Below are 11,949 nucleotides of genomic sequence, written 5' to 3' on the forward strand. Positions count from 1 at the left end.
ACGCCGCGACCGGTCTGGCAGACCGCACTCAGAATTAAATTCCTGACATAACTCACGCGATTACGGCTCGATAAAGGTGTTTTTAACCCGTTGTGAGCGTTTGAAGTAGGGAACAAACACCGCTGCCGCCAGCAGTGACAGCAGGAGCGTCTGCAGGGCGCGGCTGTCAGAAACCGGGGTAAAGGCAAAGGTTTTCAGCGCTAACAGCACGGTAATCAGCAACCACAGCAGATAATGACGCGGCAAACGGCGTGAGCGTTTAAAGAACAGCCAGCAGATCCACAGGCTATAGGCCCAGACCGCGACGGTGGTGAGCAGAGAGATGGCCCAGTACGAGAAAAGGGTGCTGCCGTGAGAAAAGAGTGTGGCACGCCATTCCGGGTTAAACAGCGGTGTAAGGTACATCGCCATCACCAGCGCGGTGGTTAACAGGGTCATAATCAGCCAGGCCAGCGGCAGCAAAAGCCAGCCACCGATGCGCGGCGCAGCAACCTGTTCATTCATAGCGGGTATTCCTGTTTCGGGAGGTTGAAGCGCAGCAGAATAGCATGTCCAGATGGGGTGTGCCCGCCTGGACAACGTGACCGATAAAAAAGGCGAACGGGCAGCCGGAAATTAAACCACGTAGCGCCACACCGTCTGAGGCACACAGCCCAGATCATATAACCGTCCGCCCGACGCCAGTTCGGCACGTCGATGATCGGCAGCGCGGTACATATTGATGATTTCCATGTCATCGGTGAGCGAGTAATTGAGGTGATCGAAGAGCTTTTCCAGACTGTCTGAGTTATTCACTTTGCGAAATTTAAGCAGGTAGTCGTACGCAGTCATCATTGCCATAACAGTAGAAGGAACGAAGGAGTGCTCAGTATAGGGGGCAACCTAAAGCTGTCCAGATCCTGTCGTGAAAAAAAGGTGAAAATCAGACAAAAGACCGGGATACGCCGCTAAAAGTCCATTTTTGCACGTTTTATTATTGAGCAACAGGCTTGCCTGTTGGGCTGAATCACCGGTCTGCAAACTTCTCCCCGTCAGTGATGACCTTTCAGCGTGCTATAGAGCGGGAAAGTCAGCCGAACCCACCAGAGAAACGTTTCGCCCGCCAGCAGGCCAGAAATCGCATTGTGCGGGTAATCACAAATCCCATTTTTTGTTCATCGGACGGGCAGATAACCCATTTAGTACGCCTGGCTGTAATCGCTTCCAGAGAGGCTGCGCATAAGCGATTCTGTTTATTACAATTATTTAACCTGCCCGGATTTTGCTTTCAGTTATTTTATCCATAACCGCCCATGAAAAAAACCGCATGCCTGCACGTAACTCCTTTAATTTGCTCAATTTTGTGAAGCATGTCGCCATTATGCACCCTTTTTTAGTCCAGGCTAAGCGAGCTCTCTACCCTAAACAGCAAATGCCCTTCAGAGGAATAAAAACTATGTGGAAACGTTTACTTCTGACCACGCTGGTCAGCGCCGCGTTGACTGGTCCGGTGCTGGCTGCGGACATGACGGTCGGCTTCTCGCAGGTGGGTTCGGAATCTGGCTGGCGTTCAGCAGAAACCAACGTGGCGAAAAGCGAGGCTAAAAAACGCGGTATCACGCTGAAAATCGCCGATGGTCAGCAAAAACAGGAGAACCAGATAAAAGCGGTGCGCTCATTTATTGCTCAGGGCGTGGATGCCATCTTTATTGCGCCGGTGGTGCAGACCGGCTGGGAACCGGTGCTGGAAGAAGCCAAAGACGCCAAAATCCCGGTCTATCTGCTGGACCGCGCCATCGTCGTTAAAGACAAATCGCTCTATCAGGCGGTGGTCACGGCGGACAACGTGCTGGAAGGTAAGCTGATTGGCGACTGGCTGGTGAAAACCGTCCGCGACAAGCAGTGTAACGTGGTGGAACTGCAGGGCACGGTCGGGGCCAGCGTGGCGATCGATCGTAAGAAAGGCTTTGCCGAAGCGATCAGCGGCCATCCGAATATTAAAGTGATCCGCTCTCAGTCGGGCGACTTTACCCGCAGTAAAGGTAAAGAGGTAATGGAGAGCTTCATCAAGGCGGAAAACAACGGCAAAAACATCTGCATGGTTTACGCCCACAACGATGACATGGCGATCGGTGCCATCCAGGCAATTAAAGAAGCGGGCCTGAAACCGGGCAAAGATATTCTGACCGGCTCAATCGACGGTGTGCCGGATATCTATAAAGCGATGCTGGCGGGCGAAGCCAACGCCAACGTGGAGCTGACGCCAAACATGGCCGGCCCGGCATTTGACGCGCTGGAGAAATTTAAGAAAGAGGGCACGCTGCCGCCAAAAGTGATCAAAACCGAATCAAAACTGTTCCTGCCTGCTGACGCGCAGACCGAACTGGAACGCAAAAAAGGCATGGGTTACTAAGCCGCAGACCGCCCTGCGGGGCGGTTTTTCATGACGTGAGGCGGAGTTAGCAGAATGACCACACCCAATGAAACATCGCTGTTAACCATTAGCGGCATCAGCAAAGGATTTCCCGGCGTGAAGGCGCTGAGCAACGTTTCGTTTGATATACGCAAAGGCGAGATTATGGCGCTGCTGGGTGAAAATGGCGCGGGCAAATCGACCCTGATTAAAGTGCTGACCGGCGTCTACAGCCGCGATGCCGGCACCATTACCCTTAACGGAAAACCGATTTCCCCACACAACACGGCCGAAGCGCAGGAGATGGGCATCGGCACGGTTTATCAGGAAGTGAACATGCTGCCGAATATGTCGGTGGCGGATAACCTCTATATTGGCCGTGAGCCGCGTCGCTTCGGTATGCTCGATCGGCGGCGTATGGTGCGCGATGCCGATGCGCTGATGCGCAATTACGGTTTTTCCCTCGACGTGACGCGTCCGCTGGGACACTACTCGGTGGCGATGCAGCAGATTATCGCCATCTGCCGGGCGGTCGATCTCTCCGCCCAGGTGTTGATCCTCGATGAGCCGACCGCCAGCCTCGACGCCAGTGAAGTAGAGATGCTGTTTACCCTGATGACGCAGTTAAAAGCCAAAGGGATGAGCCTGATTTTCGTGACCCACTTTCTCGACCAGGTGTACCGCATTACCGATCGCATTACGGTATTACGCAACGGGCAGTTTATCGCGACCCGCGATACCGCTTCGCTGCCGCAAATTGAACTGATTAAACTGATGCTGGGCCGCGAACTGCTGGAGACCGCGCTGCAGCGACAGGGCAGTACCCTGCGCAGTAATCAGCCGGTGGTGTCGTTTGAAGATTATGGCAAAAAGGGCACCATCGAGCCGTTCAACCTGGAAGTCCGGCCCGGTGAAGTGGTGGGTCTGGCGGGGCTGCTCGGCTCCGGGCGTACCGAAACGGCGGAAGTGCTGTTTGGTATTCGTCGCGCCGATCGCGGCACGGCAAAAATCAAAGGCAAAGTGCAGCGCATTACCAATCCGGCCAGAGCATCGCAGCTGGGCATGGGGTTCTGTCCGGAAGATCGTAAAACCGACGGGATCATTGGCGCGGCATCGGTGCGCGAAAATATCATTCTGGCGCTGCAGGCGCAGCGCGGCTGGTTGCGGCCGATTAAAAAGCGCGAGCAGCAGGCGATCGCCGAACGCTTTATCAAGAGCCTGGGTATCCGTACGCCGCACGCCGATCAACCGGTGGAGTTGCTGTCGGGCGGTAATCAGCAGAAGGTTCTGCTGTCGCGCTGGCTGGTGACTAAACCGCAATTTCTGATCCTCGACGAACCGACGCGCGGCATTGACGTGGGCGCACACGCCGAGATTATCCGTTTAATCGAATCCCTGTGCGCTGATGGACTGGCGCTGCTGGTGATCTCCTCTGAGCTGGAAGAGCTGGTGGGTTATGCCGATCGGGTGCTGATTATGCGCGACCTGAAGCAGGTGGCAGAAATTCCGCTGGAACAACTTTCGGTCGCGTCGATCGTTAACGCTATCGCTGACGGAGGGGCACAACATGCTTGAGACCCCTATGACACCTGAAAAACCGCAACGCCGTAAGCTGAAACTGCCGCCGGGGATGCCGCAAATCGCCGCGCTGCTGCTGGTGCTGCTGATCGATAGCCTGGTGGCGAACAACTTTTTTGCTGTTCATCTGCAGGATGGCCGTCTGTTCGGCAGCCCGATTGATATCCTCAACCGCGCTGCGCCCGTGGCGCTGCTGGCGATTGGCATGACGCTGGTGATCGCCACCGGCGGTATCGACCTTTCGGTGGGCGCGGTGATGGCGATTGCCGGCGCGACGGCGGCAACCTTAACCGTGGCCGGACACAGCCTGCCGTTTATTATTCTCGCCACGCTAGGAACCGGTCTGGCGTGCGGCATCTGGAACGGGGTGCTGGTTGCGCTGCTGCGGATTCAGCCGTTTGTTGCCACGCTGATTCTGATGGTGGCGGGGCGCGGTATCGCCCAGCTGATTACTCAGGGACAGATTGTGACGTTCGACAGCGATGCGCTCGGCTGGTTTGGTAACGGTTCGTTGTGGATGCTGCCGGTGCCGGTCTGGATCACTCTGGTGGTGGCGCTGGCGGTCTGGCTGCTGACGCGAAAAACCGCGCTCGGTCTGTTTATTGAAGCGGTGGGCATTAACCTGCGCGCTGCGCGCAATGCGGGCGTTACCGGCTGGCTGGTGGTGATGTCCACCTACGCCATCAGCGGAGTCTGTGCGGCGGTAGCGGGGCTGATTGTGGCCGCGGATATTCGCGGTGCGGATGCCAATAACGCTGGCTTGTGGCTGGAGCTGGACGCAATTCTGGCGGTGGTGATTGGGGGCGCGTCGCTGATGGGCGGACGCTTCAATCTGGTGCTGTCACTGATTGGCGCGCTGATTATTCAGTCCATGAACACCGGCATTCTGCTCTCCGGCTTCCCGCCTGAGCTGAATCAGGTAGTGAAAGCGGTGGTGGTGATGTGCGTACTGTTACTGCAGTCACCGCGCTTTATTGCGATGTTAAAACGGAGACGCCCGACATGATCAAACGCCATCTGCCGTTGATGATCACCTTGCTGGTGTTCGTGGCGGGTTATCTGTTCTGCCTGAGCCAGTTTCCGGGCTTTGCCTCAACCCGGGTGATCTGCAATATTCTGACCGACAATGCCTTTCTCGGTATTATCGCGGTCGGCATGACTTTTGTGATTTTATCCGGCGGTATCGACCTGTCGGTCGGCGCGGTTATCGCCTTTACCGGCGTGTTTCTGGCGCGGGCAATCGGCGATTTCCACCTCGATCCGCTGCTGGCCTTCGCGGTGATTCTGTCGCTGGGGGCGCTGTTTGGCGCGATGATGGGCTGGCTGATCGATGCGCTGAAGATCCCGGCGTTTATTATCACCCTGGCGGGCATGTTTTTTCTGCGCGGCTGCAGCTATCTGGTGTCGGAAAATTCGATTCCGATCGATCATCCGTTCTACACCATGCTCTCCAGCCTGGCGTGGAAAGTGCCGGGCGGCGGACGCCTTAGTCTGCTGGCGGTGATTATGCTGGTGGTGGTGCTGGGCGGCATCATTCTGGCGCACCGCACCCGCTTCGGGAATCAGGTTTACGCCATCGGCGGAAATCTGACCTCGGCGCAGCTGATGGGGGTTTCGACCCGCGCCACCACCATCAAAATCTATATGCTCTCTACCACCTTAGCCACGCTGGCCGGTATCGTCTTTTCGATCTATACCTCGGCTGGCTATGCACTGGCGGGACTCGGTGTGGAGCTGGATGCGATTGCCTCGGTGGTGATTGGCGGCACGCTGCTGTCGGGCGGCGTCGGCACGGTGCTGGGGACGCTGTTTGGCGTATTGATTCAGGGGCTGATCCAGACCTGGATTAACTTCGACGGTACGCTCAGTTCGTGGTGGACCAAAATCGCCATTGGTATCCTGCTGTTTGCCTTTATCGCGTTGCAGCGCCTGCTGACGGTGATCTGGGATCGCCAGCAGAATGCACCGGTAAAACGATTGAGTTCCTGAGTTTCCAGCTAAAAGGCGGCTCGCAGGAGCCGCCCATTACTGCGCCAGATGCAGCCTCATCACCGTGACCTCTTCACCCGCTATTTGCCGCTGTTCCACCGCCTGCCATCCTGAACGCTGATAGTACGCCTGTTGATCGGGAGTATAGAGCCAGAGCTCGCCAATCTGCTGCTGTTTTGCTCGCGCGATTGCCTGCTGGATCAACGCTTTTGCCACGCCCTGGCCCCGGAATTTCTTATCCGTTACCACTTCACCGATCCAGTATTCCCTTGCCGCGATGTCATCCAGTTCATAACGAATGAGGCTACAGGTAGCGGCAACCGTTTCGCCATCCGGCGTGGCGATGAGGGTAAATTCTGCAGCAGGCGCCTGATTCCGCTGTTTTATACGCTCAAGGATGGTGGGCTGATGCGACCATGCAGGCAGTGCTGACCATTCCGTGTGCAGTAACTGTGCGGTTTGTCCGGCGTAGCCGGGATGTTGGTTCAGTTCGGCAATTTGCATGGCTCTGGCTACCTTTGTTTTTTCAGGCTACAAGCAATACAGGCTGATGAGGGAAAGTGCAAATTCATGAAAGGGTTAAGTTATAGCAAAGACTTAGGCTCTCTTTTGTATGACAGGAAAAACAATTGCTGTTGGTTGCTGGTGCTAGGTCAGGAAAGGGATGCCCGATCGCAAAGGATTCCCGCATCCATGCGGATCGGCCGCGCCTTCCCTGGCGCGGACGCTTTGCTCTTCAGGCATGCCTTTCCTTCCCGGTTGGGCTTGATCATTGCTTTTGAAAACATGCGAGAAAGTATTAATAAGGGGTAGATAACGAGCAGTGAAGTAAGGTGTTCGCCGCATAGGATTTTTAATTTTTGCTATGGGTACCTGAGCCTTTAAATATGCGCTGAAGTAGCAATAAGGAGGAGGTGACGGGCAGTGGAGTAAAGCGTCCGCCGCATGGACAAAAACGCTGGGAGCGTTTTTGAACAACGCGAAGCGTGTGCCCGCTTGCGGGCGAGCCTGACGGATGAGGAGAATAGCCCGGCGGCCGGGGCTACCGGGATCTATTTATGGCGACTTTACGGAACGCCTGTTATTCCCGACTGAATAGCACCGTTTATATAAAAAAACCGATGCCGCAAAAGCCTGCATCGGTGGTTTCATTTAATCTGGCGCGTTGCTAATTAAAAAATGAACAGCGCCTTTTGGTTATTAACGTTTCAGCCGGTAATACGCTTCGTTCCAGCGCAGCGCATCTTTAAACGCAGGTAACCGGGTGTGCTCATCAATCACCAGCACTTCGATGTCGTTCATTTCACCGTACAGATACATATCATCCAGCGTCAGCGCCTGGCTGAACACCGTATGGTGCGCGCCGCCGCCCAGAATCCACGCTTCGGACGCGGTCGCCAGTGATGGCTGGGCTTTCCACAGTGCGCGCGCCACCGGCAGCTTCGGCAGCGGCTTAGGCTGTTCTATCGCATCCACTACGTTAACCAGCAGACGGAAGCGATCGCCCATATCGATGACGCTGGCGTTAATTGCACGACCCGCCGGTGTAGAGAAGATCATGCGGGCCGGATCGGCTTTATCGCCAATGCCGAGGAACTGCACATCGATCAGCGGCTTCTCTTCAATGGCGATCGAGGGGCAGACTTCCAGCATGTGAGAGCCAAGCACCAGATCGTTACCCGGAGAGAAGTGATAGGTGTAATCCTCCATAAATGAGGTGCCACCTTTGCGGTCGCCAGCCAGCACTTTGAAGATGCGCAGCAGCGCAGCGGTTTTCCAGTCGCCTTCACCGGCAAAGCCGTAGCCCTGGCCCATCAGACGCTGCACCGCCAGACCTGGCAACTGCGTCATGCCGTGCAGCGTCTGGAAGTTGGTAGTGAAAGCGTGGCAGCCTTCCGCTTCCAGGAAACGCTTCAGGCCGAGCTCGATGCGTGCGGCATCCAGCACGTTCTGCCGTTTTTCGCCACCAGAAGCCGCCACGTCGGTAAAGCGATAGAGGCTTTCATACTCGTCGATCAGCGCATTGACGTCGCCGTCACTCACCTGATTGATCACCTCAACCAGGTCGCCAACGCCCCAGCCATTGACTGAGTAGCCGAACTGAATCTGCGCTGCGACTTTATCGCCTTCGGTGACCGCCACTTCGCGCATGTTGTCGCCGAAGCGTGCCACTTTCAGCTGCTGGCTGGCCTGTTTCGCCAGCGCTGCGTGCATCCAGTGACCCAGACGCTGCTGGCTGGCGCCATCCTGCCAGTGTCCGGTGACCACGCTGTGTTGCAGCCCCATGCGCGCGCCGATAAAGCCAAACTCACGGCCGCCGTGTGCGGTCTGGTTCAGGTTCATAAAGTCCATGTCCATGCTGTCCCACGGGATTTCAGCATTGAACTGGGTATGGAATTGCAGCAGCGGTTTATTCAGCACGCTGAGGCCGCCAATCCACATTTTGGCCGGTGAAAAAGTATGCAGCCAGGTAATGATGCCGACGCACTGGTTATCGTGATTGGCGTCGCGGCACAGGGTCAGCGCTTCGTCCGGTGATTTCACCAGCGGTTTCAGCTCCAGACGCAGTGGCAGACCGGCCTGATTTAATCCCTCGACCACCTGACGCGCATGTTGTTCGACCTGGCGTAATGTCTCCGCCCCGTAGAGGTGCTGCGTGCCAATCACAAACCATACGCTGTAGCTGTTTAACTGTTCCATAAGATCGCTCCTTTACTTTGAGCCTACCCCAATAGGCTATTTTATTTGTCAGTCTGAACCTGAGCAGTGCTCACAATCCTCACGTACTCGGTGTACGCCTGGTTGTTCCGCGCTGTCCGTGTCCAGACTGCCTGCAACAATTACGCCTACTGGGATAGGCTCTTAGCGGAAGCGGGGCGGGCGGCGTATTGCGGTTCAGCCGTCACGCACCATTGTTGATAGCGTTGATAGAGTTGTTGATAGCGCGCCACGCGCGCCGGATCGGGCTGCAGCGTGACGGCGATCGGACTGGCCATCACCTGCTGGGCCTCCGGCACGCTGGGGTAGACGCCCGCCGCGACGGCGGCGAAAATCGCCGCGCCCAGCGCACAGCATTCGTCTGAGGCGACGATATCCAGCGGACGGTTCATCACGTCACAACAGGCCTGCATAATGGCGGGCGATTTACGCGCGATGCCGCCGAGAGTCAGGATATTTTCCACCGGGATCTGCTGCTGCTCGAAGCATTCCATAATGGCGCGCGCGCCAAAGGCGGTGGCGGCAACCAGGCCGCCAAACAGCGCGGGCGCATCGGTGCCGAGATTCAGGTCGGTAATCACGCCTTTCAGGCGCTGGTTGGCGTTCGGCGTGCGGCGACCGTTAAACCAGTCGAGCACCACCGGCAGATGATCGAGCTGCGGATTGGCCGCCCAGGCCTCGGTCAGATCTTTGATCAGCGTCTTCTGCATCTCTGCCAGCTGCGGTTTCAGCGCCGGATGACGTTCCGCCGCCAGCTGCAGCGGCCAGCCCAGCAGGCGGCTGAACCAGGCATAGATATCACCAAAGGCTGACTGTCCCGCTTCCAGCCCGATAGCGCCTGGCATTACGCTGCCATCGACCTGACCACAGATGCCTTTGATGTCGCGATCGCCGACCTTTTCAGTATCCGCAATCAGGATGTCGCAGGTAGAGGTGCCAATCACTTTCACCAGGGTATAAGGCTTCGCGCCGCCGCCGACTGCGCCCATATGGCAGTCAAACGCGCCGCCTGAGAGGGTCACCGTCTGCGGCAGACCGAGCCGCTGCGCCCATTCCGGGCTCAGGGTGCCGACCGGCAGGTCAGCGGTCCAGGTGTCGCTGAACAGCGGAGAGTCGAGCTGTTGCGTCAGCATCGGGTCGAGGGCGTTAAGGAAATCGGCCTCGGGCAGGCCGTTCCAGTCACCGTGCCACAGCGCTTTATGTCCGGCGGCGCAGCGTCCACGACGCAGACGATCGGGTGCGGTGGTGCCGCTCAGCAGCGCCGGGACCCAGTCACACAGCTCCACCCAGGAGACCGCCGCGTCACGTACCGCCGCATCTTCGCGTGAAACGTGCAGAATCTTGGCCCAGAACCATTCAGAGGAGTAAATGCCGCCAATATAGCGGCTGTAATCCTGAAAACGGCCGCTGTGACAGAGCTGGTTAATCTCTTCCGCCTCTTCAATGGCGGTGTGATCTTTCCACAACACAAACATGGCGTTGGGGTTGTCAGCAAACTCGGGGCGCAGCGCCAGCACGTTGCCGTCGCGATCGATCGGCGCCGGGGTCGAGCCAGTGGTATCGACGCCAATCCCGACCACGGCGGCGCGCTGCGTCTCGCTAAGTGCATTCAGAACGCCGAGCATCGCCTGTTCCATCGCATCGATATAATCCTGCGGATGGTGACGAAAACGGTTGGTGTGTGGATCGCTGTACAAGCCCTGTTGCCAGCGCGGGTAACTGACCACCGCACTCTGCAGCTCTTTGCCGCTATGACAATCGACGGCCAGCGCACGCACCGAATCACTACCAAAGTCCAGCCCAAGGGTGATGGCTCCAGCACGCATCGGAATCTCCTGTAGTTAATGAACCCTTACATCCTGTGTCCGACGCGCCAGAACGGTTAGTCATGGCTGGCTGACAATATGCACTTTTCTGTCATCGACAGTGATTTTGTGATCCATTGCAAAAGTTAACGTCCGGTTAAATTTGCTGAATATATGGACCATTCTGCCGTGATTTTAAGATGTGATACCGCTCTACATTTTTCTTCGCTAATCCCGTTAAAACTAGCGCAGCGTCTGAACAGGCTTTCAGCAGTTAGCGTCCTAACGCACTGATTTATGGCTGTACCCACAAATCAAAACAAACTGGTAACGTTTACACCGATTCGTTAATAGCAGAGAAAAACAACCTGGTACCGGAGAGCATCATGCATAAATTCACTAAAGCGTTCGCGGCCATCGGCCTGGCAGCGGTTATGTCACAATCCGCTATCGCCGAGACCATGAAGCTCGGTTTCTTAGTCAAGCAACCGGAGGAACCCTGGTTCCAGACCGAGTGGAAGTTCGCCGATAAAGCCGGTAAGGATTTAGGCTTTGACGTGATTAAGATTGCCGTTCCCGATGGTGAGAAAACCCTTAACGCCATCGACAGCCTGGCCGCCAACGGCGCAAAAGGCTTCGTTATCTGTACGCCCGATCCCAAACTCGGTTCCGCCATCATGGCCAAAGCGCGTGGCTACGGTCTGAAGGTGATTGCGGTCGATGACCAGTTCGTCACCGCCAAAGGCAAGCCGATGGATACCGTTCCGCTGGTGATGATGGCCGCCACCAAAATTGGTGAGCGTCAGGGTCAGGAACTCTACAAAGAGATGCAGAAGCGCGGCTGGGATGTGAAAACCACCGGCGTGATGGCAATTACCGCGAACGAACTCGACACCGCGCGTCGTCGTACCGGCGGCTCGATGGACGCGATCAAAGCCGCGGGCTTCCCGGCCGCCCAGATCTACCAGGTGCCGACCAAATCCAACGATATTCCTGGCGCATTCGATGCCGGTAACTCGCTGCTGGTGCAGCATCCGGAAGTGAAACACTGGCTGATTGTCGGCATGAACGACAACACCGTGCTGGGCGGCGTGCGCGCCACCGAAGGCCAGGGTTTCAAAGCGGCTGACGTCATCGGTATCGGCATTAATGGCGTTGATGCCATCAGCGAACTGTCGAAAGACAAAGCGACCGGCTTCTACGGCTCGCTGCTGCCAAGCCCGGATGTTCATGGCTACAAAAGTAGCCAGATGCTCTACAACTGGGTCAGCAAAGGCGAAGAGCCACCAAAATTCACCGAAGTTACCGACGTGGTGTTAATCACCCGCGACAACTTCAAGACCGAACTGGCGAAAAAAGGGCTGATGTAAACCTTGCGCGTGCCGGTGTCTGACCACACCGGCGTATCTGAGTGTCAGCCTGGATTGTTCGCGCCGCTGGCCTGCCTGCGGCGCGAAAGAGTGAGGA

At 56.6% G+C, this 11,949-nt stretch carries 10 protein-coding genes; 5 read left to right on the forward strand and 5 right to left on the reverse strand.

The window, feature by feature from the left end; genetic code table 11:
• Nucleotides 1-60: 60 nt before the first annotated feature.
• Both ACX3P5_RS08215 and ydgT read right to left on the reverse strand, forming a co-directional pair.
• Nucleotides 61-504 (reverse strand): DUF2569 domain-containing protein, encoded by a 444-nt coding sequence (locus ACX3P5_RS08215; protein WP_458968530.1) that lies wholly within the window; start codon nt 502-504, stop codon nt 61-63.
• A gap of 111 nt (nt 505-615) precedes the next feature.
• Nucleotides 616-831 carry a transcription modulator YdgT gene (ydgT, locus tag ACX3P5_RS08220; RefSeq protein ID WP_233988181.1) on the reverse strand — a complete coding sequence of 72 codons (216 nt, stop codon included), beginning with the start codon at nt 829-831 and terminating at the stop codon, nt 616-618.
• A 604-nt stretch (nt 832-1,435) separates the two neighbouring features.
• On the opposite strand from ydgT, the gene ytfQ reads away from it, so the two are divergent.
• The 4 genes from ytfQ to yjfF are packed head-to-tail and all read left to right on the forward strand — an operon-like array spanning nt 1,436 to nt 5,959.
• Nucleotides 1,436-2,392 carry a galactofuranose ABC transporter, galactofuranose-binding protein YtfQ gene (gene ytfQ, locus ACX3P5_RS08225; RefSeq protein ID WP_458968531.1) on the forward strand — a complete coding sequence of 319 codons (957 nt, stop codon included), beginning with the start codon at nt 1,436-1,438 and terminating at the stop codon, nt 2,390-2,392.
• A gap of 54 nt (nt 2,393-2,446) precedes the next feature.
• Nucleotides 2,447-3,967 carry a sugar ABC transporter ATP-binding protein gene (locus ACX3P5_RS08230; RefSeq protein ID WP_233984402.1) on the forward strand — a complete coding sequence of 507 codons (1,521 nt, stop codon included), beginning with the start codon at nt 2,447-2,449 and terminating at the stop codon, nt 3,965-3,967.
• Nucleotides 3,960-4,976: a galactofuranose ABC transporter, ATP-binding protein YtfT gene (gene ytfT, locus ACX3P5_RS08235; protein ID WP_233984401.1), complete on the forward strand. Its 1,017-nt coding sequence runs from the start codon at nt 3,960-3,962 to the stop codon at nt 4,974-4,976. The genes ACX3P5_RS08230 and ytfT overlap by 8 nt, the downstream gene beginning before the upstream one ends.
• A complete protein-coding gene (yjfF, locus tag ACX3P5_RS08240; RefSeq protein WP_458968532.1) occupies nt 4,973-5,959 on the forward strand; it encodes a galactofuranose ABC transporter, permease protein YjfF in 987 nt (328 codons plus the stop codon). Before ytfT ends, yjfF begins: the two co-directional genes overlap by 4 nt.
• Before the next feature lie 36 nt (nt 5,960-5,995).
• Here yjfF and ACX3P5_RS08245 read toward each other — a convergent pair whose 3' ends face one another.
• The 3 genes from ACX3P5_RS08245 to ACX3P5_RS08255 all read right to left on the reverse strand — a co-directional run bounded on the left by ACX3P5_RS08245 (nt 5,996) and on the right by ACX3P5_RS08255 (nt 10,503).
• Nucleotides 5,996-6,463, reverse strand: a complete 468-nt coding sequence (locus tag ACX3P5_RS08245; protein WP_458968533.1) for a GNAT family N-acetyltransferase — start codon at nt 6,461-6,463, stop codon at nt 5,996-5,998.
• A 696-nt stretch (nt 6,464-7,159) separates the two neighbouring features.
• On the reverse strand, nt 7,160-8,659 hold the full coding sequence (gene araA / locus ACX3P5_RS08250) for an L-arabinose isomerase (protein ID WP_233984397.1): 1,500 nt from the start codon (nt 8,657-8,659) through the stop codon (nt 7,160-7,162).
• Nucleotides 8,660-8,805: 146 nt separating this feature from the next.
• Nucleotides 8,806-10,503, reverse strand: a complete 1,698-nt coding sequence (locus tag ACX3P5_RS08255; RefSeq protein WP_233984396.1) for a ribulokinase — start codon at nt 10,501-10,503, stop codon at nt 8,806-8,808.
• A gap of 365 nt (nt 10,504-10,868) precedes the next feature.
• Here ACX3P5_RS08255 and ACX3P5_RS08260 point away from each other — a divergent pair, with 365 nt between their 5' ends.
• Complete coding sequence (locus ACX3P5_RS08260) at nt 10,869-11,852, forward strand: arabinose ABC transporter substrate-binding protein (protein WP_312056167.1); 984 nt, start codon at nt 10,869-10,871, stop codon at nt 11,850-11,852.
• Nucleotides 11,853-11,949: the final 97 nt, after the last annotated feature.

The organism is Pantoea sp. S-LA4 (assembly GCF_054482835.1).

Bases quoted from the DNA above. Each gene is read 5' to 3' on its own strand.
- ACX3P5_RS08215 (WP_458968530.1), bottom strand. From the start codon at position 504: ATGAATGAACAGGTTGCTGCGCCGCGCATCGGTGGCTGGCTTTTGCTG.
- ydgT (WP_233988181.1), bottom strand. From the start codon at position 831: ATGACTGCGTACGACTACCTGCTTAAATTTCGCAAAGTGAATAACTCA.
- ytfQ (WP_458968531.1), top strand. From the start codon at position 1,436: ATGTGGAAACGTTTACTTCTGACCACGCTGGTCAGCGCCGCGTTGACT.
- ACX3P5_RS08230 (WP_233984402.1), top strand. From the start codon at position 2,447: ATGACCACACCCAATGAAACATCGCTGTTAACCATTAGCGGCATCAGC.
- ytfT (WP_233984401.1), top strand. From the start codon at position 3,960: ATGCTTGAGACCCCTATGACACCTGAAAAACCGCAACGCCGTAAGCTG.
- yjfF (WP_458968532.1), top strand. From the start codon at position 4,973: ATGATCAAACGCCATCTGCCGTTGATGATCACCTTGCTGGTGTTCGTG.
- ACX3P5_RS08245 (WP_458968533.1), bottom strand. From the start codon at position 6,463: ATGCAAATTGCCGAACTGAACCAACATCCCGGCTACGCCGGACAAACC.
- araA (WP_233984397.1), bottom strand. From the start codon at position 8,659: ATGGAACAGTTAAACAGCTACAGCGTATGGTTTGTGATTGGCACGCAG.
- ACX3P5_RS08255 (WP_233984396.1), bottom strand. From the start codon at position 10,503: ATGCGTGCTGGAGCCATCACCCTTGGGCTGGACTTTGGTAGTGATTCG.
- ACX3P5_RS08260 (WP_312056167.1), top strand. From the start codon at position 10,869: ATGCATAAATTCACTAAAGCGTTCGCGGCCATCGGCCTGGCAGCGGTT.